Genomic DNA, 22,899 nt, shown 5'->3' with positions numbered 1-22,899 from the left:
CGGCGTCGCCGCCTCGGAAGCGGGACGGCGACGGTCAGGCGCCGCCGCGTGAGGCCGCCTCCCTCCCGCCGTGGCCCGTTTCGGTCGCGTGGACTTCGAGTAGCCTGATCTCGAACTCGACGCGCTCGCCGGCCAGTTCGTTGTTGAAGTCGACGGTCACCGTCTCCGGGGACACCTCGGTGATCCAGCCCACGTCGCCGGTCTCGCTCCGGACGAGGTCGTCGACCTCGGCCGTCGTGGCGCTCCGTTCTTCGATCTCCTCGCGCGGGACGGTCACGACCTCCCGCTCGTCGCGCTCCCCGTAGGCCTCGGCGGGGTCGAGCACGACCGTCCGCGTCTCGCCCTCCGTCATCCCTTGAACGGCACGGTCGATGCCCGGGAGGACGTGCCCCTCGCCGACCCGGAACTCCAAGGGCTTGAAGTCGCGGTGGTCGTGGTAGATCCCTTCCTCGAGTGCCACGTCCACGTCGGTCGTCTCGAATACCTCGCCGGCGTCGGCGCCGTCGACGGAAGCGTTCGTTTCCGCCCGGCCAGCGGGGGCTTCGCTCCTGCGACCGTCGACGAGTCGCCCGGTGAGGTGGACAATGGCGATGGTGCCTGGATCGGCCACGGTCATTCCTCCACCGTGAAGGTGACCCCGTGGGGAACGTAGGCGTTGTTGCCGTAGCCGCCCTGATCCCACGGGTACTGGTCGTTCTCGATGCCGCGGAGTTGGTCCTCCTGTGCGGCGATAGTCGCCGGCTGGGTGTAGCCCCGTTCGTCGGTGGCCCGGGAGTGCAGGGTCTGCTCGCCGGTCCCGGGGTCCTCCCAGACGTAGCGGAACAGCCGCCAGCCGTTGGGGCTGTCGACGGGGCCGAAGAACTCCGCCTCGTTCCAACTCTCACCTCCGTCCGCGGAGACCTCGACGGTCTCGACGGCGTCGTCGCCGGCCCACGCGACGCCGATGACCTCGATGGTGCCCGCCGGCGACGGCGACACCGTCGCCCCCTCCTCCGGGTAGCCGATCAGGGACTTCTCGACCTGATCGTACATGTAGGCGTTGTCGATCTCGTCGGTGCGCTCCATCTGCTCGCGGGTGTCGTACACCGGGATGTCCTCGTAGTGGGTCGCGCGGTCGTCCTCCTCGGGGATGATCCGGTAGGAGTACTGCTGCCAGTGGGTGTAGGTCCGCTGGCCGTCCTCGGGGGCCCCCTCCTCCTCCCAGTCGGTGCCGATGACCATCGTGTCCATGACGTGCATCCGGTTGACCCACTTGACGTTGTTACAGCCGAACCAGCCCGGCACGAGCAGGCGGACCGGGAACCCGTGGTCCGGGGAGACGGGCGACCCGTTCATCTCGTAGGCGAGCATGGTGTCCTCCATCACCTTCTCCATCGGGATCGAGCGGGTGAAGACGTCCTCGCCCTCCGGGTGTTCGCCGCCCATCACCGACAGGAAGCCGCTGGAGGTGTCCACGTCGTAGGCGTCGAGGATCGCCGAGAGCGGCGTCCCCGTCCAGACGGTGTTGCCGACGGCGCCGAACGTCCACTGGTTCCCGCCGACCTGTGGCTCGAAGTACGACCGCCCGTTGCCCGCACACTGCATCGTGTGGGTGACCGAGTCGGTGGCGAAGTCGTGTTTGATCTGCTCCATCGTGAGGCTGATCTCCTCGTCCAGCCCGGTCAGCGAGACGCTCCACTCCGCCTCCTCAATGCTCGGGGTCGGGTAGTGGTTCCGGATGTAGTGCTCCTCCCGGGGGTTGATGTAGTCGGTGTAGGTCTCGCGGCTGGCCGCCTCGGCGTTCTCGGGTTCAGGCGAGAGGATCCGCAAGCCGGGATAGCGCTCCTCCAGGGAGGGCTGCTCGGGCTCATCCGGGGGTTCCTCCGTCGGCTCCTCCGTGGGTTCCTCCGTCGGCTCCTCGGTCGGCTCCGGCGTCGACGGCGGCATGTCCGTGTCCGTCCCGGTCGGCGAGCCGTCGGTGTCCGTGCCGCCGCCACCGCCACAGCCCGCGAGGACGCCGACCCCGGCGAGGGAGCCGGCCGCCATCAGGAATCGCCGGCGCTCGACGTACCGGTCGCGCAGCGAGCTACCGTCGGTTTCGGCCCGTGACTCGTCCTCACCGCGCTGCTGTTGGTCGGGTGCCATGAGAACATAGTGTGCTGAAACGAGCATCAGTCGTCCGTTGGTGCTAACCAACCGCGGACGGGCTACTCGGTGACCGTGATGTAGCCGACCATTCCCTGACCCTCGTGGGGGGCACAGACGTAGACGTACTCGCCGGGAACCGTGAACTGGTGTTCGAACGTCGTTCCGGGCTCGTTCAGCGAGAAGTGGTCCTCCCCCTCGTAGGAGGCGAACGGCTCGGCACCCTCCGGGTTCTCACACTTCTCGGACGCGCCGGGGAGGCTCGTCACGTTGTGCCCGGTGCTCTCGAAGGTCCACACGACGGTCGTCCCGACGGCGATCTCGATCTCCTCGGGGTCGAACCGGAGTCGTCGCTCCGGCCCCACCGCGACCTCGACGGCAGGGGGTTCGGTCGGCGTCGGCGACGGGGTGGGCGTCGCCGGTTCGGTCGGCTCGGGCGAGTCCGTGGCCGTCCCCGTCGGCGACCCCTCGCCGCCGTCGCCGGTACAGCCGGCCAGGAACGTTCCCACGACGACACTGCTCGCGGCTCCGAGGAAGCTACGGCGCTCGACCATGGTCGATACGGGAGGCGGCGACGGGCAAGAAATCACGATTGGTGACTGCCAACGTCGCCCGTTTCGACGGCCGGAACCGCGGCCACACGGCCGTCGTGGATACAGGGGAATATCGCCATGGGGCGACGCCTACTCGCGGTATCGGCGTACCTAACAAAGGCGGTCGGGTGGGACAGGGTTCGACATGCGCCACGAAGGACCCGATCGACCCGTCGTGTGGCAACGCGCAGCGCCTCGATCGTGCCGTCGGGCGAGCGGCCGCCGGACGCGGCACCGCCGTGGGGGCGCCGATGCGTGAGTTGACGTTCACGCTCGAGTTCGAACACGGGGTCGACCCGGTGGCGGACACGTTCATGGAGCACCCCGAACTCCGGTCCGACGCCATCGCCAGCCCCATCCGCCGCGACCGGTTCTGGCGGGTCGAACAGTTCCTCGGCCCGGGGGCGGCCCTCGACGCCATCGAGCGCTGCCGACTCGACGACGACGCGCCGGACGGGACGACGGCCGCCGCGACGTGTGCCGCCGAACGACACCACGAACGGCTCGAACGGTCGGCGTCGACGCTCGCCGTCTACAGCTTCGGCGAACGGCTCCACACCAGCAACTCCGTCGTCGCGCTGGCGGCCCGACACCTCGATCTGGGCCACGTCTTCCAGACACGCCGGGGAAAGAACCGACAGCAATGGCGGCTGCTGATGTGCTCGGAGACGAACGTCAGCACCTTCTACGACGCCGTCGACGAGCACCTCGATAGCGGGGTTAGCCTCGATATCGGGCGGCTCGGGGAGGCCGACCACTGGAACTTCGACTCGGTCGCGGCCGTCTCGCTTTCGGGAGTCGAACGGGACACCCTCCGGGCGGCGATCCGACACGGCTACTACGAGACGCCCCGGGAGATCACCGTCGGCGGCCTCGCCGAGCGGCTGTCCGTCCCGCAGTCGACCGTCTCCTACCGGCTCCGGCGGGCCGAGGAAAAGCTCGTCAAGGGCTACGTCGATCAGTCGATGCTGGCCCCGACCGAGGAGCGAGCGGGCCAGCGGATCGACAGCTGATCCCCGCCGCCGAACGCAGCGCCCAACACCCCCCGGTGTGAACGACGGGGCATGCCTTACGAGCGCCTCGCCCGCCGGCTGGCCGACGGCCCCACGCCGGCGGTGAGCACGCTCCCCGATGGGAGCGTCGACCGCTACTGTCGACTCTCCGCTGGTGGACTGAACCCCGTCGAGTCCCGAACGACGTTCGCCCGCGAAGCCGCCGCCGGCCACCGGAAGGGGTTCACTCTCGATCCCCGGGCGGTCGAAGCGGGCGGCCAGTCGGTCAACGCCGCCCAGCAGGCCCACGCGCTCGGCGCCGAAGCGACCTGCTACGGCCACCTCGACGACCCCGAACCCGACCGCGACCTGTTCGCCGACCTGCCATTCGACTGCGTCTCGATGGGGCGGGCGACGGTCGTGAACGTCCTCGACTTCGACGACGGCGACCTCCTGCTCGTCGAGGAGTCGCCGGACCTCCGCGAGTGGACGTTGGCCGACCTCCGCGAGGCGGCACCGCTCTCTTCGGTCTTCGGCGACGACGAGGCCGCCCCGGAGGACCGCTCCGAGCCCGGCCACGCGGTGTTCTGTTCGAACTGGGTATCCACACCCGGGATGGGCGACGCGTTCCACGAACTCGGTACGGCGTCGATCCCACGGGTGCCGTTCGTGTTCGACCCCGGCGACGTGCTCGGGAGCGACTTGGCGGCCCACCGGGAGCTTCGGGAGGCCGTCCGGGCGCTCGCCCGTCGAGTCGACGTTGTGCTCTCGGTCAACGAAACGGAGCTTCGGGCGCTCTCGGCTGCGCTACCGGCGCCGCCCGATCCGCCCGTCGACGACGAGGACAGGGTCGAGGCGGTACGCGCGGCGTTCGACGCCTTCGCGGTCGTGAAACACGGCAAGCAGTCCGCCCTCGCGGCGACCGACGTGGCGACCGTCCGCGTCGAGAACCCCGTCGTCGACGACATCCGACAGATGGGCGGCGGCGACCGCTTCGGCGGGGGGCTGGCAGTGGCGCTGGGTGCCGGCTGGGACTGGCCGGTCGCGCTGGCCTGTGGGAACGCCTGTGCGAGCTACTACGTCGCCACGAGCGAGACGGCGTCGGCGGCGACGCTCCGTGAGTGGCTGCTGGATCGGGGACTGGCGTAACCGAGTTCGGCTGTCGTCACGGGGAGGGAGAGCGGCCTTCGCGAACGGGCCCCTTACTAGTCGAGGATGCGGTCGATTGCCTCGGGAGAGACATCGACGGCGTCGCCGGCGAGGGTTCGGGCGAGCGCCGCGGCGGCCGCGCCGCGGGCCAGCGCGGTCCCCACGTCGGTCGGACGGCCGTCGGCCCCTTCGCCGTCCGAGTCGCTCCCGGCAAGCCGTGTCGCGTGGAACGCGCCGACGAAGGCGTCGTGAACGCCCGCTTCGTCGACGGTTTCGCCGGGGACCGCGTCGACCTCGTGGACCTCGTCGTCGTGGACCGCCAGCGCGTCGCCGTCGCCGTGGCCGAGCACGACCGTCTCGAACCCGTTGTCGGTCCGGAGCGCGTGGGCGATCTCGATCGGGTCGCCGTCCTCGCCGAAGACGGCCTGTGCCGCTTCCGGGGAGACGAACAGCACGTCCACGTACGGGAACAGCGCCTCACAGGCCGCGCGGGCGGTCGCCTCGTCCCAGTCGGCGTCCCGGTAACGGAGGTCGAAAGAGGCGGTGGTGCCGGCCTCGCTCGCGACCTCGAACAGCGACTCGGTCGTGGCCGCGGCCCGCTCGGACCGCGCGACCGTGGGGCCGGCGACGTGGAAACGGGCGGCCTCCTGCACGACCCCGGCCGGGAGGTTCGGCGCGTGGACGCGTTCGAAGGCGGCGCCCGAACGGTCATCAACGGTCGTCCGGCCGCGCGGTTCGGGGCCGGCCTCGACGAACCGCGTGGCGAGTCGGGCGTCGCCGTCGCCCCACGTCACGCCGGTGCGGACACCGTGGCCACGGAGGTCGGCGACGACGCGGCGCCCCAGCGGCGAGTCCGGGAGTCGGGAGAGCCAGACGGCGTCGGCCCCGAGCCCCGAGGCAGTGACGACCGCGTTCCGTTCCGGGCCGCCGACGCCGGCGGCGAACTGTTCGGCGTCCCCGAGTCGCCGGTCCCGTCCCGCCCGCAGTCGCAGCGTCGCCTCGCCGAACCCCACGAGATCAGTCATGACCTGACCGTCACCCGGTCGCGTGAAAAAGGCTCGCGCCTACTCCGTCAGGGGGAGTACGACGCCGAACAGGATCGGGCTGAGGAGGAACGCGAGCAGGCCCACGCCCGCGACGAGGAGGAACAGCGTCTCCTCCCACGCCGGGACGGTGAAGAAGTTCTCAGCGAGATAGCCGCCCATCTCGCCGACGATCATGAGCGCGAGCCCCAACAGGACCCCGCGCTTGACGTACGACGGGTAGTCGATCGAACCGTATCTGCCCATCTCGGGTCGAGTGAGTGTACTTTCCTACATACGTCTTTCGAGGGCGAAACCGCTATCCCTCCGAACGCGAATCCGGGTGTATGGCCTCCGGAATCACGGAACTCGTCGTGGAGATCGGGACCCTGCTTGCCTACGCGCTGCTGTCGGGCGTGTTGACCTACGTCGGCGTGCTCTCCGAGCAGACGGCGCTGGAGACGTTCACCAGCGGCCCCGCGCCGCTGGCGGTCTGGTTCCTCGTCCTCGGCGGGATCGCGCTCTACGGCGGCATCGTGGCGGTCGGTCGGGACCTGTTGGCCGCGCGCCTGCTGGCGCTGCTGCACTGAGTCGGCTCGACCGAGTCACTCGACGGGCAGCCCCTCGGTGATCGTCCCGCTGGAGCCGGCGCCGATGATCGTTCCGCCGTCGGTGACCTCGGCCCCGTAGTAGGTGAGGCCCGGACCGGGGTCGACGCGCTCGGCGTCGCCGTCGGCGGTGATCGGCACCAACTGGCCGTCGTCACCCGCGATCACGAAGACGTCGCCTCGACGCCGGTGAGTTGGGCCGCCTTGGACGCCTCCGATACTGTCCAGTCGAACTGCAGGGACATGGTCGAGTACACCACGAGAGGGTGAAAAGTGGGCGTCGGGGACGGGGCCAGCCGGGTCGCAGTCGTACGGTTTCGCCCCCGAATCCTGTCGTGAACTTCCGGCCGGGAACGGTCGGTCGTGACCCGGCTACTGGGTCTCCATCTGGCGCTCCAGGTCGCGGAGCCGCTCGACACGGTTCTCCGTGCTCGGGTGGGTGCTGAACACCCGACCGATGAACCCCGAGCGGATCGGGATGACGAAGAACGCGTTCATCTCGGAGGTCTCCCGCAGGTCCTCGCTGGGCACGCGGTCCATGCTGCCGTCGATAGTCAGCAGCGCCGACGCCAGCGCGGCCGGCTTGCCCGTAATCGCGGCGGCGCCGCGGTCGGCGGCGTACTCCCGGTAGCGCGAGAGCAGGCGGATCAGCAGGAACGAGAGGATCCAGACGGCAAAGGAGACCGCGATGGCCACGATCACCTGTCCCCCGCCCTGTCGGTCCCGGCCGCCACCGAACAGGAAGCCGAAGCGTACGACCATGAACGCAAGCGTCGAGAGGAACGACGCGATGGTCATCACCATCACGTCGCGGTTCTTCACGTGAGCGAGTTCGTGGGCCAGCACGCCCTCCATCTCCTCGCTATCGAGGGTCTGCAACAGCCCACGGGTCACGCAGACGGTCGCGTTCTTCTGGGAGCGCCCGGCCGCGAAGGCGTTGGGAACCCGCGTGTCGGCGACGGCGACCTTCGGCTTGGGGAGGTCGGCCTGCTGGCAGAGCCGTTCGATCGTCGCGTGGAGCTCCGGGTACTCCTCGCGCTCGACCTCGCGGGCACCCATGCTGTACAGCGCGAGCTTGTCGCTGAAGAAGAACTGGCCGACCATGAACACGCCCATGAAGGCAACCATGCCGAACGCGCCGACGTCGGCGATCCAGAGGCCTCCGAGGAAGACGACGTAGAGGAGGCCGAGCAACAGCATGGTCGCCGCCATGCGCGCCCGCAGCCCCCAGTCCGCTTTCCACTCCATATCGGTGAATGGGTGTTCAGCGGCTTAAACCCCTTCCTGCACAGCCGCGCCGCCGCCGTTGGTTTCGGCGACGACGGCGCCGCGATGGCCGCGACCCCGGCGACTTTCTGCCCGGCGTCCCCAATCGGGGTATGGACACCGTCATCGTCACCGGCGGCCGCGGCGCCTCGGGGCGCTGGGTCGTCGACCGACTGCGCGAGGACCACGAAGTCGTCGTCGTCGACCGGGACCACCCGGGCTTCGGCGCCGACCCCGTCGAGAACGTCGACTTCCGGGCCGCGGACCTCACCGACCGCGGCGCAGTCAGGGAACTGATCGCCGGCATCGGCCCCGACGCCGTCGTCCACTGGGGTGCCATCCCCGCGCTCGGCCGCCACCCCGAGGGCGCGGTGTTCGAGAACAACGCCATCGCGGCGTACAACGTCCTCACCGCCGCCGGGGAGGCAGGGGCACGGATCGTTCAGGCCTCCAGCGACGGCGCCTACGGCTTCTTCTTCGCCGAGGAGACGCCGCTGCCCGACGAACTGCCGATCACCGAGGACCACCCGCGACGACCGGAGGACGGCTACGGCCTCTCGAAGGTCGCCGCCGAGGAGGTCGCCGCAGGCGTCGCCCGCCGCCACGGCGTGCAGGTCGCCTCGCTGCGGCCCTCGTGGATTCAGGAACCCGGCGGCTACCCCTGTCGGGACCCCGACTACACGGGTGACCTCGGCGCCGGCGCGGGGAACTACTGGTCCTACGTCGACGCCCGCGACGTGGCCGAGATGGTCCACACGGCGCTGACAACCGAGTTCGCGCCCGAGGGCGGCCACGAGGCGTTCAACTGCGTCGCCGCCGACAACGCGCTCGGCGAGCCGCTGGAGGACCTGCTCGAACGACATTACGGCGCGCTCCCGTCGGGCCCGGGCGTTGAGGGCGACGGAAGCGCCTACAGCCTGAAGAAGGCCGGCGAGACGCTCGGCTGGGTGCCCGAACACTCCTGGCGCGAGGCGGCCGACGAGGACGTTGATCGGCCCGAACTGGTTCGGGACTGAATCGACCGCGACGCGAACCCCTATACCGTCGCCGACAGAGCCCCACCCATGCGACTTGCACGGATCAGGACGGAGTCGGGCGTCGTCGCCGGCGAGTACGAGGACGGCGTCGTCGAGGCCGGGGGCGAGACGTACGTCGTCGGGGAGGACGGCCCGCTGGCGCCGCCGTGTGACCCCTCAGCGCTCTACTGCATCGGCCGGAACTACGCCGAGACGCTGGCCCAGAAGGGGTACGAGCGGCCCGAGCAGCCGACCTACTTCATCAAGCCGCCGGTGTCGGTCGTGCCCCACGAGGCGCCGATCCCGTACCCGACCTTCTCGGAGGAGGTCACCTACGCGGGCGAACTGGTGGCCGTACTGGGTGAGCGCTGTCGGAACGCGACCCCCGAGGAGGCCGAGGCGGCCGTTCAGGGGTTCACGATCATGAACGACGTGGATGCGTTGGATCAGCCTGACCTCACCTCCCGGAAGGCCTTCGACGGCTCCGGCCCGCTGGGGCCGTGGATCGAGACCGACGTCGATCCGACGGCGATGGACATGTACACCGACATCAACGGCGAGCGCCGGCAGTCGGCGAACACGGAGCTGATGCTCTGGGGGCCGTACGAACTGCTCTCGTTCCTCTCCGAGCGGTTCACGCTCCGCCCCGGCGACGCCGTGGCGTTCGGCAGCCCCGGGAACCCCGGGACGATCGAGCCGGGCGACGAGATCGAGATCCACTACGAGGGGATCGGGACGCTGCGGAACACGGTGGTTTCACAGGAATAGGGTTCGCAGGATGTTGGGGACAACAGCGACAGCGTCTCGATGCATGACCTCTGGGACCGCAGTCCGCCGGGCACGAGGCCCGGCTGGGCACCGATTCCCCACCCCTCCCCCCGCGCCGTCGGCCATCGACGGCGCGAGGCGTCCACCGCTCCGCGCCGCAGTAGCGGTGGCACGACGTGAGCGCGACGGCGCGAACGAGCGCGAGGGACGAGTGAGCGGACGCGAGCGAGTCGGCTGGGGAGGCTGTGGGCGGTGCGGGGCGGCGCGGTCCACGTGGTCATGCTCGCTCCGTGGTCCTGTTCCGGGAAGCGGAACCACGAGCACACCCACCGATACAGAACCCCGACCCGACGACGCACACACCAGATAGCGCGGCGCTTATCAGTCGGAACCACCCAAATTCCGGTAATGAGTAAGTCAGGCGAGTTCTGCCCGCGCTGTGGCGACGACGTGCCAAAGCGCCCCGAACCCCTCCCCGGGGAGCCGCGGGACCGCGACGCCGCCCTCTGTGACGCCTGCTACTTCGAGGACTTCGACCTCGTCGACGCACCCGAACGCATCGAAGTGCTGGTCTGCTCGCGCTGCGGTGCGGTCCACCGCGGCAACCGCTGGGTCGACGTCGGCGCAAAGGACTACACCGACGTGGCCGTCGACGAGGTCGCCGAAGCCCTCGGGGTCCACCTCAAGGCCGAGCAGGTCCAGTGGGGCGTCGAACCCGAACAAGTCGACCAGAACACGATCCGGATGCACTGCACCTTCTCCGGGCTGGTCCGGGGCACCCACGTCGAGGAGACCGTCACCGTGCCGGTGAAGGTCTCGCGGGGCACCTGCAAGCGCTGTGGCCGCATCTCCGGCGGCGCCTACGCCGGCGAGGTGCAGGTCCGCGCCGCCGAGCGCGAACCCACGAAGGACGAGTGTGACCGGGCCATGGAGATCGCCCACGAGATGGTCGAGGAGCGCGAGGCCGACGGCGACCGCGACGCGTTCGTCACCGAGGCCAAGGAGGTCAAGGACGGCGCGGACATCCAACTCTCGACGAACAAGCTGGGCCGGATGCTCTCGAAGCGGCTGGTCGAGGAGTTCGGCGGCTCCTTCGAGGAGTACGCCACGCTCGTCACCGAGGACTCCGACGGTAACGAGGTCTACCGCGTCACCTTCGCGGTCCGGCTGCCCCGCTACCGACAGGGCGAGATCATCGACCCCGAGGACGGCGACGGCCCGGTGGTCGTTACCTCCGTGCGGGGGAACCTCAAGGGGACCCGACTGGCCTCCGGCGAGCGCTACGAGGCCCGCTTCGACGAGGGCGACGCCCCCGACGCCCTGCGGCTGGGCGAGCGCGACGACGCCGTGGAGACCACCGTCGTCGCCGTCGAGGACGAACACGCGGTACAGGTGCTCGATCCCGAGACGTTCGAGACGAAGAGCATCCCCCGGCCGGACTTCTTCGACACCGACGCCCAGCAGGTCCGGGTGCTGAAGTCCCGCTCGGGGCTGCACATGGTGCCCGACGCCGAGAGCAAGCGCGAGTGATCGGCGGCCGTGCCGGCGGTATCGACGCCGACGGCGGAACTTAAGCCGCTGGCTCCGGTGGGTGGGGTATGGACTGGAAGCAGGCCCTCGCCATCACGATGGTCGTCCTGATGCTCGGCTCCTCCTTCGCCTACGCGCTGGCGCTCTGAACGCGGTTCAGGGGCGGTACTCCACGTTCACCGCGTCGTAGAGCCACCCCAACAGCGGCCTGCTCGTCCCTGCGGGTCGGTCGACACGCACGTCGTTCCAACGGTCGTAGCGGTAGCGCTCCCAGTCGGCCTCTCCGTCGACCGTGTAGCGCACCGTGACCGCTCGGAGCCACCCCGACTCCGCGTCGACGGCGACGGTGACGTTGCCGTCGAACGAGTCGGGCGGCGTCGAGGCGTTCGTGCCGCTGCCGAGCAGCCGGCTGGCGACCGAGTCGTTCTCGGTCCGGAGCCGGATCGTGCCGTTCGTCTCCGTGACGGTCGTCTCCACGGCGTCGCTCCTGAGCGTCGTCGCGAGCCCGCCGCGGTCGAGCCGGTCGGCGTCCGCCCAGAGGTTCAGCGCGCGGGACTCGTTGTCCTTGGTGTCCGGCGGGTAGTCGTGCAGCGTCGCGCTGACGGCGTCGGCGTAGATGTCCGGCCCGGAGCCGAAGTAGCCCTCGCCGTTGGCGACGGCGTACTCGCGGTCGCTCCGCTCGACAGTGTACCGCAGGAACACGCAGCCGCCGTCGCGGCGCGTGACGTTCTGGTCACAGGGGACGATCCAGTCCATCCGGTAGTCGTTCGTGCCGGTGGCGTGCAGGGCGCTCAGCGCGACCTCCTCGGGCGCCCCGTCGGCGTCGACGGTGTCGGGACCGGGCGGTTCGTAGAACGGGTCGACGATCCCCACCGACCCCATGATGAGCGCCGTCAGGACCGCGGCGATGGCCATGCGCGCGAAGATGTCCTCGCCGAAGCGGGCGCGCATGGCGTCGGTGAGGCGGCTCACGGCGCACCTCGCTGGGTGCTGGTGGAGGGACTCGTCAGCCGTCGGGTGGAGGGGCGGAGACGGTTCACGAGTCCCCCCATACGTCCGACAACGGATGGTTCTCCCGCTTCTCCGCGTCGGCTTCGGTCCGGTTGGTCGGGGTCGAGCCCGAACCTGAACCGGAGCTTCCCGACCTGCCGCCCGATTTGCCCGGTCCCCCCGACGAGCTTCCGGGGCCGTGCCGGCTGCTGTGGGCCGAACGACCGCCGGAGTAGGTCCCCGGGCTGGCGTCGACGCCCGCGAGGGCTGCCTCGGGGTCGGCCGCGGGCAGGGTCGGCTTCGAGAGCCGGTCGACCTGCTCGCCGAACCAGTCCGGGATGTCCGTGCTCGCGCGGTCGAACAGTTCGAGCAGCGAGTCGTCGGCGAGGTAGGTCGCGCCGTAGTCCTCCGGCGAGCGCACGACGCGCCCGCAGGCCTGGATCACGGTCCGGAGGGCGGCGCGGTAGTACCACGCCCACTGGCCCTCCTCCAAGCGCTGTTCGACCCGGGAGTCGCTCGTGTTGAGGTACGGCGCCTTACAGAGCACCTGCCAGCGACAGAGGTCGCCCTCCAAGTTCAGCGCCTCCTCCATCTTCACCGAGAGGAACAGTTCGGGCTCGTCGCTGGCCTTCCACGCCTCCAGTTCGGCGTCGCGGTTCTCCCGGTCGTGGACCCGGATTCGCCCGGCGACGCCCAGTTCGGCGAGGCGGTCCGCGAGCCGTTCCTGGATCGCGTAGGAGTGGCAGTGGACCAGCCCCTTCTCGTCGTCGTGTTTGGCCATCAGCCGGACGAGCAGGTCGGCGATCCTCGGGAGCGTCTCGTCGCGGTGCTCGTAGGTCATCTTCCCTTGCGTGGTGTCGTAGAGCGGCCGGTTCTCGACGGGGAAGGTGTGGCCGACCTCCACCAGCGCGACGTTCTCGGGGTCGAGGCCGACGCCGCGGCAGTAGGCCTCCTTGCTGAGGATCGTCGCCGACAGCAGCGCGAACTTCGAGCCACGGTCCCAGACTGTGTGTTGGAGGTACTTCGCGGGGTCGAGGGGCTTGATCGTGATCGAACCGCCGGCGCCGTCGAGCTGGTCGACGACCCACGTCGTCGGCGAGTGCGGATCGCGGTAGTCCTCGGCGAAGTAGCTGAGTTCGCTCCGGAGTTCCTGTAGCCGGTCCCGGCGGGCGGCCTCCTCCGGCGTGAGTTCGGCTTTCGCGAGCAAGCGGTCCTTCTCGGCCTCACAGCGTTCGAGGAGCTGTTCGGCGAAGCGCACCGCGCCCTCGACCTCGTCGCCGGTAGCGGCGGTCACGTCGGGCACCTCCACGTCGTCCCAGACCGGCACCCGGCGCGGGGTGAGTTCGACGGCGGCGTACATCTCGGCCCATTCGGCGAGGCCGTGAGCCTCGTCGACGACGACCACGTCGCGGGTGCGGAACACGTCGCTACCGGCGGTCTGCATGAAGTACGCGAGCGTCATCGCCGCGATCGACTGATTGCTCGCGATAGACCGGTCCGAGAAGTACGGACAGCGGTGCCGAACCGTGCAGTCGAACCCCTTCTTACGCACGCAGGGGGCCTGATCGACGGGCGTGTCGTGTTCGCCGGGGAGGATGCAGTCGTAGTTGTTCTTGCCGCGGATGATCCGGAAGTCAGAAAGCAGGTCGTCGGCCTCCACGTCGTCGAGTTGGCTGACCTGCGGGGTGGTGTAGTAGGCGCCGGTGGGCTGGGCGGGGTCTGCCTCCTCAACGGTCCGGGCCGCGCCCATGATCGAGCGCGCGAGGAGGGACTTGCCGCTGCCGGTCGGCGCGCGGACGAGCACCACGTCGTTGCCCGCGGCGAAGGCGTCGCGGATGTCCGCGAGCGCCCGCTCCTGGTTGCCGCGGAAGGAGGGCGCGGGGAATGACTCGGGGATACGGGCGGGCTCCACTCTACCGATAGATACGGCGAGAGCGGGATGAATGTAGCGGACGGGGTCGGACGGGTCGGTGCAGTCCGAGTGTTACGGGCTGGCGCTGAACTGCCCGAACTTCATGCCGAAGAAGAACGCGACGATCGCGAAGACGATCATCGAGGGCAGGACCATCATGAACACCGTCGAGGGGGTCATCATGGCCGTGAGCGCGACGGTGGCCACGGCGACGATCAGGACGAGCGGGCCAACTGAGCGCGTGAAGTCGTACTCCATACCGACCGTAGTGGCTCCACGGGCATATCGGTTGAGGAAGCGGGTACCGTTCCCGCGGGTCGACATTACGAAGGACGTCCGGGGTTCGACGAGCGGTTCCGTGCTGGAACGCACGTGCCGCCGCCCGTTCGGCGGGGCGGCTGGGTCGGACTGGCCACTACTCACGACCACGGATCGACGCGCCCGCGCCGACGAACAGCAGTCCGAGCGCGCCGAGTGCGTATACGGCCACGTCGACGGCAGCGCCGGTCACCAGCATCGCCGCACCGACGACGAAACAGAGGAGCCCGAGCAGCGAGATGACGTCAGCGAGCAGCCGGGACGTACGGTCGTCCATGCGCACACTCTGGACGTGCTCTTACATAAACAGGGACGGCCGCCGTGGTGAGCCGCCCCCACCGCCCCATCGGTACCGGACGAGGACAGCTGACTGCCGACTACCGGACCACGTCTGCCGCCACGGAGCCGAACCCTTCGACCTCCGCCCGGACGTGCGAACCGGGCTTGATGACGCCCGCGCCGGGCGTGCCCGTCGAAATCACGTCGCCGGGTTCCAAGGTCATCACGTCGGAGTGGTACGCCACCAGCTCCCGCGGCGAGAACGTCATGTTGTCGACGACGTTCTCGGCGACCGTCTCGCCGTCGACGACGGTGCGGACGGTGGTGGGAGAGAGGTCCGTCCCGGGCTCCGGAACCGCGATGTGCGGGCCGAACACGAGGAACGTGTCGAAGCTCTTGGCGCGGGTCAAAAAGCGCGGGTTGCGCTGGAGCACGTCCTCGGCGGTCATGTCGATCACGGGGACGTACCCCGCGATGGCGTCGTCGGCGTCCTCGACGGCGACGTTCCGGCAGGTCCGACCGATCACGACCGCCAGTTCGGCCTCGGCGGTCACGCGCTCGCTGATCTCCTCGGGGGGAAGCCGGATCGGTCCGCCCGGGCCGGTGGCTGCGGTGGTCGGCTTGAAGAAGCTCGCCGGCTCGTCGGGGGCGTCCTCAGAGAGGTCCCCGGCGTGCTCGACGTAGTTGAGGCCGATGCCGAACAGCTTGCCCAGGTCGGCGAGGGGCGTGCCGAGGGAGCGGTGTTCGCGTGGCACGCGGGCGGCGCTGGCCTCGTCGACGCGCGGGAGCGTGCCGGCCGCCGCGGCGGGCAGTGCGTCGCGGACGCTCGTGTACTCGGGCGCGGCCGCGGCGAGTGGGACGAAGCCGTCGTCGTCGCCGAGGAGCGGGTCGCCGTCGGCGGTGCGTGCGAGGTAGCGCATCAGGTGGACCTCCGGAGCCGGAGTGTGGGTCGTGATCGGCTGGGCATACGCCGAACAGGGGCCTCCCGAACTATCAACGTCTCGGCGGTCCTCACCGACGAACCGCCGCCCGTCTCAGTATTGATACTGGGGGGGACAAGGTTTTGTCCGGCCATGTGAATTTTCGATCATGAAACTGGAGGAGCCCCAACACGATCTGCGGGACTCCCCCATCCCGGTCGCCGACCTGCAACACGGGCAGGCCGTGTTGATCCGCGGGCCGGCGATGACGGGGAAGTACGACCTGCTGTTGGAGCTGTTGAGCGCGCTGGCAGCACGGTCGGTGTTGGTCTCGACCAGCCGACAGGCCGAGGGCGCGCGGGCGGACTTCGCGGCCTACGGCGACCCCGATCAGCTCTGGGTGGCCGACTGTGCGAGCCGCATCCACGGACGGGAGCCCGAATCGAGTGACCGCGTTCGATACGCCTCCTCGCCGCGGAACCTCACCGAGGTGGGGATGAAGTTCACCGACCTGCTCGGCAGTATCGAGGCCGACGGCGAGGCCGCCGTCGGCGTCCACTCGATCTCGGAGCTGGTGATGTACACCGACGTTCAGCAGGTGTATCAGTTCCTCACGGTGCTCCTCGCGGAGTGTCGCGGGGTGGGCTGGCCGGTGGTGGCCGTCGTCGACGACGCCGCGGTCGGCGACCAGTCGATCAATACACTGACCGAACCGTTCGACGTAGTGGTCAGTACGCGCCGCACCGATCACCGAGAACTCCGGTACTGCGACCCGACGGGCGAGGAGAGCGGCTGGGTGCCGTTCTGACTCCGGCGGGCGAGTCGCCTCACTTTTGACGCCGTCGGCCCAACCGCGGGCAATGGCCGACTTCGACCCCGAGACGTTCGAAGAGGAGAAGTACACCGACCACTTCGCGGAGCTCCAGCGCGCCTACAAGGACGCCTTCGAGGCGATGCGGGAGGACCACGGGTCGGACCTGATCCACGCCCTCGACCAACAGGTGCTCAACGAGTCCGAGCCCCACTTCGTCGACGGGCGCTTCGAGATCGAACTGCCCGAGAACCCGACGGATCGCGTCACGGCCGTCGACGCCGACGACGCGACGCTGACGGCGGCGCTGGATCGCTACACCGACGAGATCGCCGCCCGGCTCCACTCGCTGTTCGGCGTCGAGCGCCCCGAGAACGAGGCCTGAGCCGGGTATCGACCCGCCAACCAAACGTATAAACGGCCCGCTGACCAAACCGCGTGTATGAGCACGGAGAGCCAGTCCGGCGACGACCTACGCGATCGCATCACGAACTTCCTGCGGCGGAACTTCCCGCAGATCCAGATGCACGGCGGGTCCTCCTCCATCACCCACCTCGACCGCGAGGAGGGTGTCGTCCACATCCAGCTCGGCGGCGCGTGTTCGGGCTGTGGCATCTCGCCGATGACGATCCAGGCGATCAAGTCCCGGATGGTCAAGGAGATCCCGGAGATCGAGCGCGTCGAGGCCGACACCGGCATGAGCGCCGGCGCCGACGGTGACCTCGGCGGCACCGGCAGCAGCAGCATGAACGCGACGTTCCCGGGCGAGGGCGACGACGACGGCGAGGACGACGAAGGCCCCCAGGCCCCGTTCTGACCCGCCGGCGCACGGTTCCCGTGTCTTCGACCGCGTCGAACCACCGCCGGACGCTGACTTTTTGCCTCCGAGCGACCACCACACGGCTATGAGCGAGGAGTTCGACAAGGAGGCCGAACGGGAGAAACTCCGCGAGAAGTTAGAGAAGGACGAACAGAAACGCGAGGAGACCCAGCGGATGAGTGAACTCCTCCTGCAGGGGGCGACGATGACCAACGAGCACTGCGACAACTGTGGGGACCCCCTCTTCCGCGACGGCGGGCGGACGTTCTGTCCGACCTGTGGCGGCGGCAATACCGACGCCGCGGCCACCGAGGCTGCCGCCGAACAGCAGGATGAGCAGGCTCAACAGTCCCGGACGGAACAATCACCGACAGCACCGTCGCCGCCCACCCAGCAGCCCGGCGGTGCGGCCGAGTCGCCGGCGACCGGCACTCCGGAAAGCGAGTCGCAGTCGCGAGCGATCCAGACGACGCCACAGGAAGTCACGCCCACGGGGAGCCAACCGGAGCAGGCCGGCGTGAACGGGGCCGATCCGATGGGAGTAGACTCCTACGCCGAACTCCAGCGTGCAGTGAGTCGCTGTGCCCGAAAAGCGAACGAGGCGACCGACCCACGGACCGCCAAGCAGTGGCTCGAAGCGTCCAAGGAGGCCGCCGAGGCGCTGGAAGCGCTGGAACGGTAGGTCAGTCGCCGCCGGTGTACTCGCTGCCGACGACCTCTCGCAGCCGATCAGCGGTCACCTCGCCGACACCGGGGACCTCCAGCAAGTCCTCCTTCTTGGCGGTCATCACCGACTCGACGGTTTTGAACTCCGCGAGCAGCGCCCGGGCGGTCACCGGCCCGATGTCGGCGACGCTGCCGACGACGTACTCCTGCTGTTCGGTCAGCGTCTTGCCGGACTTCTCGCCGTGGACCGAGACGGTTCGGTCGGACTCCTCCTGTTCGCGGCTGGCGACGACCTCCAGCAGGTCGGCGGTGTCGTCCTCGTCCTCGGTCCGGAGGACGCTGGCGTCGAAGTCGATGGCCAGCGAGGAGAGCGCGCCACGGATCGCGTTCGGGTGGACGTTGCGCTCGCCGTAGAGGTCCTCACCCTCCAGAATCACGACGGGTCGGGCGTAAGCCCGCGAGAGGTCTCCCACCTGCTCGAACATCGAGCGGTCGCCCCCGGTCAGGGTGTCGAGGAAGTCCGAGACGGACTTGCGCTCGACGGCCACGCGATCGGAGAGCACGTAGTCGCCGACTTCGAGGGTTTCGAGGCGGGTGCGGACACCCTCCCGCCGCGAGAGTTCCTTGGCGATCGGTGAGTCGAGTTCGCGCTGGTCGACGACCACTTCGACCACGTCCTCCTCGGGGTCCGACTGGGCGGTGGCGACGACGCCCTCTGCGGGTTCGGCGTCGACATCGGCGTCGTCAGTTTCGGTATCGTCAGTTTCGGCGTCGTCCGTTCCGTCGTCAGTCGCCTCCTCGCTTTCGCTGCCGTCGCCGTCCCCCTCGGCGAAGTCGGTCATCCCGGGGCTGAGTCGCTCCTCGCGTTCCCCGTCGTCATCGCCGAACGACGAGAGCGCCTGCTGGGCGTCGTCGAGTTCCGCCTCGACCTCCTCGGCGACGCCCTTCAGCTTCCGGAGTTCCTCCTCCATCTCCTGTTCGCGCCGGCGGGCGATCCAGAAGAACGCCTCGTCCCGGGTGTCGTTGGCCAGCAGGACGACCACCTGCCCCTCGGCCTGTCGCCCGGTCCGGCCCTTCCGTTGGATCGACCGGATGGCGGTCGGGACCGGCTCGTAGAACAGCACCAGATCGACCTCGGGGACGTCCAGCCCCTCCTCGGCGACGGAGGTGGAGACGAGCACCTCGAACTCCCCGTTCCGGAAGGCGTCGAGACGCTCCTGCTGTTGGGTCTGGGTCATGCCGTCGGAGCCCTGCTTGTCGCCCTGCCCGACGAACTTTCGGGTCTCGAAGCTCTGCCCGAGGAACTCGGTCAGGGCTTCGGCGGTGTCGCGGGACTCCGTGAAGACGATGACGCGCTCGCCCTCGCCGATGCCCAGCGTCTGAGCCAGCAGGATGCGGGCCTGCGAGAACTTCGGATGGAGGCCGTCGAACGTGTCCGCCTTCCGCATCGCACGGCGCACGCGGGGGTCGCTGACCATGCGCTGGCTGGCCTTCGACGCCCCCGAGGAGCGGGCGTCCTCGCGCTGGCGCTCGAAGTACCGGCGGACCGACTCGACGGACTGGGTCTCGACCAGTTCGACCGCCCGGCGGAGCTTCATGATCTCGGCGTGGGTGCTCATCCCCTGGTAGCCCTCGCTCTGGTCGTTGTTGATGAGCTTCTGGAGTTCGGCGCGCATCCCGTTGAGCTTCTTCTGGGAGAGGTCCGGGCTGGTGGCCTTGGTGACGCCGAGTTCCTTCAGGTCCTCCAAGCGGTCGGTGATGACCTCGTTCAGCAGTTCACGGATCTCGAGGATCTCCTCGGGGAGGTCGATGCGCTCCCACTGCACGTCGGTGTCGTGGGTGAACTCCGCCACGTCGGCGTCGTCCTCGGTCATCACCTCCACCTCCGTCAGCCCGAGGTTCTCACAGACGGTGAGGATCTCTTCCTCGTCGCCGCCGGGCGACGCCGACATCCCCGTCACGAGGGGGTTCTTCGCGTCGGCGTGGTAGCGCTCGGCGATGTAGACGTAGGCGTAGTCGCCGGTCGCGCGGTGACACTCGTCGAAGGTGAGGTGGGTCACGTCAGCAAGCGAGATGCGGTTGCCCACGAGGTCGTTCTCGACGACCTGCGGGGTGGCGATCACGACGGTCGCCGACTCCCAGAGTTCGGCGCGGTCGTCGGGGCTGACCTCGCCGGTGAAGACGACGATCTCCTCGTCGGGGATCTGCAGGGCCTCGCGATAGAACTCGGCGTGCTGCTGGACCAGCGGCTTCGTCGGCGCGAGCATGAGCGCCGTGCCGCCGACCGAGTCGAGTCGCTCCGCGGTCACGAGCAGCGAGACCGTGGTCTTCCCGAGCCCGGTCGGGAGACAGACGAGCGTGTCCGTCTCCTGGGCCGTCCCCGCGAGCTGGAGCTGGTAGAGCCGGCGTTCGAGGAAGCCGGGCGTCAGCATCGGGTGTTCGATCCGGCCGACGTCGTCGGTGGCCGCCATTTGCCGGTAGTGGGGCGCGCTCGCCGATAAGGGTTCGGCGAGCGTGGTGGAACTGAAACGGGGGCCGTTTCGGGCCGTTGCGGCCCGCTCAGACGATCTGCTCGCCGTCGTCGTCGTAGACGCGGATGGCGTCGACGGGGCAGGCGCGCGCGGCGAACTTCGCGTCGAGTTCGGCCGCCTCGGGGATCTCGCGGACGAACAGGTCCTCCGACTCCTCCTCACCGTCGACGAGGACGGCCTTGCCGGCGTCCAGGTCCTTCTCGAAGCCGTCCCACTCGGCGACACACTGGAACATCCCGATGCAGGTGTCACGCTCGTACTCGATGTGCATGGTCGGGGCTTCGACGGTGGGGGACTAAGCGATACCGGGAGGAAACGTGGCGGGGTGCTCTTAGAGTACCTTCGTCCCGGGCTTCGCGTCGCCCTTCGTCGTCAGCAGGTCGGCCTCGTCGCCCGCGGCGAGTACCATCCCGTTGGACTCGACGCCGAACAGTTCGGCCTGTTCGAGGTTCGCGAGCACGATCACCTTCTCGCCGGCGAGGCCGTCGAGGTCGTGGAGCTGTTTCAGGCCGGCGACGATCTGTCGCGTCTCGGCGCCGATGTCGACCTCGAGCCGGGCGAGCTTGTCCGCGCCCTCGATCCCCTCGGCCGACTCGATGCGGCCGACCCGGATGTCGAGGCTCTGGAACGTCTCGTAGTCGATGCGCTCGTCGGTCAGGGGTTCGATGTCGCTTGCGTCCATCTCGGTGTCGGCGTCCTCGGCGTCGGTTTCGTCGTCCTCGTCGGCTTCGTCGTTAGCGGCATCGGCGGCCGCCGCCTCGATCTTCGCGTCGAGCGTCTCGTCGAGTTCCTCGACGCGCTCGTCCTCGATCTTCTCGAACAGTTCGTCGGGCTCCTCGAAGGCGCCCGGCTCGGCGTGGACCGCGTCGGTCTCGGCGGCGTGCACGTCGCCGCCGACGCTGAGTTGGGCCCAGACGGTCTCTGCCTTCTCCGGGCAGACCGGTTCGAGTAGGACCGCGACGGCGGTGGCGACCTGCAGGCAGTCGCGGATGACCCCCGCCTGCTCGTCGCTGCCGTCCTCCAGCTGCCACGGCTCGTGCTGCTGGATGTACTCGTTGCCGAAGCGCGCGAGGTCGACGGCGGCGTCGCCGGCGTTTCGCACGTCGTACTCCTGAACGGCGGCCTCGAACTCCGCGACGGCCTCGTCGATGCGATCGGCGACCTCGTCGCTGACCGGGGCGTCCGGCGTGCCGTCGAAGTTCCGCGCGGCGAACAGCATCGAGCGGTAGACGAAGTTGCCGACGGTGCCGACGAGTTCGCCGTTGACGCGCTCCTGGAAGCGCTCCCACGTGAAGTCGAGGTCCTGCTGGAACCCGCCCATCGTGGTCAGGTAGTAGCGCAGCAGGTCCGGGTGGAACCCCTCATCGAGGTACTCCTCGGCCCAGATCGCGCGGTTCCGGCTGGTCGAGAGCCCCTTGCCGTCGATGGTGATGAACCCCGTCGCACAGACCGCCCGCGGCTCGGCGTGGCCCGTCGCGTGGAGCATCGCCGGCCAGAAGACGGTGTGGTGCTGGATGATGTCCCGGCCGATGACGTGGACGATCTCGCCGCCGTCGCCACCGTCGCGGCCCCACACTTCCTCCCAGTCGTACTCGTCGGCGCCGACGCGCTCGGAGTACTGCTTGGTCGAGGAGACGTACTCGATCGGCGCGTCGACCCAGACGTAGAGGACGAGGTCCTCCTCGCCGGGGTAGTCGACGCCCCAGTCCATGTCCCGGGTGATACACCAGTCCTGCAGCCCCTCCTCGAGCCACTCGCGGGGCTGGTTCCGGGCGTTCGAGGTACCCTCGAGTCGGTCGAGGAAGCCCGAGAGGTAGTCGGTGAGCTCCGAGACGGCGAAGTACTTGTGCTCGCGCTCGCGGTACTCCGCGGGGTTGCCCGTCAGCGTCGAGACGGGGTCCTCGATCTCGCCGGGTTCGAGGTGGCGACCGCAGCCCTCGTCACACTCGTCGCCGCGGGCGTGCTCGCCGCAGTACGGGCAGGTGCCCTCGACGTAGCGGTCGGGGAGGGGCTGGCCCTCCTCGGGGTCCCAGGCGACGAGGATCTCGTCCTCGTAGACGTATCCCTCCGCTTCGAGGCGCTCGACGAACTCGCGGGTGAGTTCGGCGTTGGTCGCGTCGTGGGTGTGGCCGTAGTTGTCGAACTCGACGTTGAACTTCGGGAACGTCTCGGCGAACTTCTCGTGGTACTCCATCGCGTACTCCTCGGGGGAGACGCCCTCCTTGGCGGAGTTGAGCGCAACGGGGGTACCGTGCATGTCCGACCCGCAGACGTAGGCCGACTGCTGGCCGAGTTTCTTCAGCGAGCGGTTCACCGCGTCGGCGGCGGTGTACCCCCGGAGGTGGCCGATGTGGAGGTCGCCGTTCGCGTACGGCAGTCCACACGTCACCACCGCGGGACGGTCGGTCGGGAACTCCTCGTGACTCATCTGGTTTTCAGTTGTCGATGCGGGCCTAAAGCCCGCCGGTTTCGGTGATCGCGCGGTGCCCGAACGCGGCGGGGTTTCGCCGGCAGGCGCCGCCGCGCGCCCGACGGCGCGGCGGCCACCACGCGAAACGCTCCCGTCGCCGTGTGCCGGCGACAC

25 protein-coding genes are annotated in these 22,899 nt (G+C 69.2%); 10 read left to right on the top strand and 15 right to left on the bottom strand.

All coding sequences use genetic code 11. The annotated features are described in order from the left end of the window. Nucleotides 1-34: 34 nt before the first annotated feature. The 3 genes from NO998_RS02375 to NO998_RS02365 form a co-directional block, all read right to left on the bottom strand. Nucleotides 35-610 (bottom strand): FKBP-type peptidyl-prolyl cis-trans isomerase, encoded by a 576-nt coding sequence (locus NO998_RS02375; RefSeq protein ID WP_267645427.1) that lies wholly within the window; start codon nt 608-610, stop codon nt 35-37. Nucleotides 611-612: 2 nt separating this feature from the next. Further along, a complete protein-coding gene (locus NO998_RS02370) occupies nt 613-2,124 on the bottom strand; it encodes a sulfite oxidase (protein WP_267645426.1) in 1,512 nt (503 codons plus the stop codon). Between the two features lie 62 nt (nt 2,125-2,186). Next, the gene (locus NO998_RS02365) at nt 2,187-2,678 is read right to left on the bottom strand and encodes a plastocyanin/azurin family copper-binding protein (RefSeq protein WP_267645425.1); all 492 of its coding nucleotides are present in this window, start codon (nt 2,676-2,678) and stop codon (nt 2,187-2,189) included. Between the two features lie 290 nt (nt 2,679-2,968). Between NO998_RS02365 and NO998_RS02360 the strand changes: the two genes are divergently transcribed. Together NO998_RS02360 and NO998_RS02355 are read left to right on the top strand one after the other, a co-directional pair. Next, a complete protein-coding gene (locus NO998_RS02360) occupies nt 2,969-3,730 on the top strand; it encodes a helix-turn-helix domain-containing protein (protein ID WP_267645424.1) in 762 nt (253 codons plus the stop codon). A 51-nt stretch (nt 3,731-3,781) separates the two neighbouring features. Continuing rightward, nucleotides 3,782-4,858: a PfkB family carbohydrate kinase gene (locus NO998_RS02355; protein ID WP_267645423.1), complete on the top strand. Its 1,077-nt coding sequence runs from the start codon at nt 3,782-3,784 to the stop codon at nt 4,856-4,858. Between the two features lie 56 nt (nt 4,859-4,914). On the opposite strand, the gene NO998_RS02350 is transcribed toward NO998_RS02355, so the two are convergent. Further along, on the bottom strand, nt 4,915-5,883 hold the full coding sequence (locus NO998_RS02350; RefSeq protein ID WP_267645422.1) for a sugar kinase: 969 nt from the start codon (nt 5,881-5,883) through the stop codon (nt 4,915-4,917). A gap of 39 nt (nt 5,884-5,922) precedes the next feature. After that, nucleotides 5,923-6,147 carry a DUF7860 family protein gene (locus NO998_RS02345; RefSeq protein ID WP_267645421.1) on the bottom strand — a complete coding sequence of 75 codons (225 nt, stop codon included), beginning with the start codon at nt 6,145-6,147 and terminating at the stop codon, nt 5,923-5,925. 80 nt (nt 6,148-6,227) lie between these two features. On the opposite strand from NO998_RS02345, the gene NO998_RS02340 reads away from it, so the two are divergent. Beyond that, nucleotides 6,228-6,470: a DUF8151 family protein gene (locus NO998_RS02340; protein ID WP_267645420.1), complete on the top strand. Its 243-nt coding sequence runs from the start codon at nt 6,228-6,230 to the stop codon at nt 6,468-6,470. Nucleotides 6,471-6,485: 15 nt separating this feature from the next. On the opposite strand, the gene NO998_RS02335 is transcribed toward NO998_RS02340, so the two are convergent. Continuing rightward, on the bottom strand, nt 6,486-6,656 hold the full coding sequence (locus NO998_RS02335; protein ID WP_267645419.1) for a hypothetical protein: 171 nt from the start codon (nt 6,654-6,656) through the stop codon (nt 6,486-6,488). Between the two features lie 204 nt (nt 6,657-6,860). Beyond that, nucleotides 6,861-7,736, bottom strand: coding sequence for a zinc metalloprotease HtpX (gene htpX, locus NO998_RS02330; protein ID WP_267645418.1), 876 nt, complete (start codon nt 7,734-7,736; stop codon nt 6,861-6,863). Between the two features lie 131 nt (nt 7,737-7,867). Here htpX and NO998_RS02325 point away from each other — a divergent pair, with 131 nt between their 5' ends. The 3 genes from NO998_RS02325 (at nt 7,868) to NO998_RS02315 (ending at nt 11,068) form a co-directional block, all read left to right on the top strand. Continuing rightward, a complete protein-coding gene (locus NO998_RS02325; RefSeq protein WP_267645417.1) occupies nt 7,868-8,770 on the top strand; it encodes an NAD-dependent epimerase/dehydratase family protein in 903 nt (300 codons plus the stop codon). Between the two features lie 48 nt (nt 8,771-8,818). Continuing rightward, nucleotides 8,819-9,538 (top strand): fumarylacetoacetate hydrolase family protein, encoded by a 720-nt coding sequence (locus tag NO998_RS02320; RefSeq protein ID WP_267645416.1) that lies wholly within the window; start codon nt 8,819-8,821, stop codon nt 9,536-9,538. Nucleotides 9,539-9,946: 408 nt separating this feature from the next. Beyond that, nucleotides 9,947-11,068, top strand: a complete 1,122-nt coding sequence (locus tag NO998_RS02315) for a 60S ribosomal export protein NMD3 (protein ID WP_267645415.1) — start codon at nt 9,947-9,949, stop codon at nt 11,066-11,068. Between the two features lie 156 nt (nt 11,069-11,224). On the opposite strand, the gene NO998_RS02310 is transcribed toward NO998_RS02315, so the two are convergent. The 5 genes from NO998_RS02310 to NO998_RS02290 form a co-directional block, all read right to left on the bottom strand. Beyond that, on the bottom strand, nt 11,225-12,040 hold the full coding sequence (locus tag NO998_RS02310) for a hypothetical protein (RefSeq protein ID WP_267645414.1): 816 nt from the start codon (nt 12,038-12,040) through the stop codon (nt 11,225-11,227). Nucleotides 12,041-12,104: 64 nt separating this feature from the next. Continuing rightward, a complete protein-coding gene (locus NO998_RS02305; RefSeq protein ID WP_267645413.1) occupies nt 12,105-13,970 on the bottom strand; it encodes a helicase C-terminal domain-containing protein in 1,866 nt (621 codons plus the stop codon). 72 nt (nt 13,971-14,042) lie between these two features. After that, entirely contained in the window at nt 14,043-14,228 is a 186-nt protein-coding gene (locus tag NO998_RS02300; protein ID WP_267645412.1) for a DUF7333 family protein, read from the bottom strand. Between the two features lie 157 nt (nt 14,229-14,385). Next, nucleotides 14,386-14,565, bottom strand: a complete 180-nt coding sequence (locus tag NO998_RS02295) for a hypothetical protein (RefSeq protein ID WP_267645411.1) — start codon at nt 14,563-14,565, stop codon at nt 14,386-14,388. Between the two features lie 100 nt (nt 14,566-14,665). Then, a complete protein-coding gene (locus NO998_RS02290; protein ID WP_267645410.1) occupies nt 14,666-15,487 on the bottom strand; it encodes a fumarylacetoacetate hydrolase family protein in 822 nt (273 codons plus the stop codon). Between the two features lie 169 nt (nt 15,488-15,656). Here NO998_RS02290 and NO998_RS02285 point away from each other — a divergent pair, with 169 nt between their 5' ends. From NO998_RS02285 to NO998_RS02270, 4 genes are all read left to right on the top strand, one after another. Continuing rightward, a complete protein-coding gene (locus NO998_RS02285; RefSeq protein WP_267645409.1) occupies nt 15,657-16,295 on the top strand; it encodes a DUF7504 family protein in 639 nt (212 codons plus the stop codon). Between the two features lie 52 nt (nt 16,296-16,347). Then, nucleotides 16,348-16,683 (top strand): DUF5783 family protein, encoded by a 336-nt coding sequence (locus tag NO998_RS02280; protein WP_267645407.1) that lies wholly within the window; start codon nt 16,348-16,350, stop codon nt 16,681-16,683. Between the two features lie 57 nt (nt 16,684-16,740). Then, entirely contained in the window at nt 16,741-17,115 is a 375-nt protein-coding gene (locus NO998_RS02275) for a NifU family protein (RefSeq protein WP_267645406.1), read from the top strand. A gap of 88 nt (nt 17,116-17,203) precedes the next feature. Then, complete coding sequence (locus NO998_RS02270) at nt 17,204-17,800, top strand: Sjogren's syndrome/scleroderma autoantigen 1 family protein (protein ID WP_267645405.1); 597 nt, start codon at nt 17,204-17,206, stop codon at nt 17,798-17,800. Between the two features lies 1 nt (nt 17,801). On the opposite strand, the gene NO998_RS02265 is transcribed toward NO998_RS02270, so the two are convergent. From NO998_RS02265 to metG, 3 genes are all read right to left on the bottom strand, one after another. Next, the gene (locus NO998_RS02265; RefSeq protein ID WP_267645403.1) at nt 17,802-20,255 is read right to left on the bottom strand and encodes a DEAD/DEAH box helicase; all 2,454 of its coding nucleotides are present in this window, start codon (nt 20,253-20,255) and stop codon (nt 17,802-17,804) included. Nucleotides 20,256-20,343: 88 nt separating this feature from the next. After that, entirely contained in the window at nt 20,344-20,586 is a 243-nt protein-coding gene (locus NO998_RS02260) for a ferredoxin (protein WP_267645402.1), read from the bottom strand. A 60-nt stretch (nt 20,587-20,646) separates the two neighbouring features. After that, nucleotides 20,647-22,743: a methionine--tRNA ligase gene (gene metG / locus NO998_RS02255; protein ID WP_267645401.1), complete on the bottom strand. Its 2,097-nt coding sequence runs from the start codon at nt 22,741-22,743 to the stop codon at nt 20,647-20,649. Nucleotides 22,744-22,899 lie beyond the last annotated feature (156 nt).

Source organism: Halolamina litorea (genome assembly GCF_026616205.1).
Taxonomy (GTDB): Archaea; Halobacteriota; Halobacteria; order Halobacteriales; family Haloferacaceae; genus Halolamina; species Halolamina litorea.
Note: the sequence above shows the minus strand (reverse complement) of the source record. Positions and strands in the feature narration are given on the sequence as shown.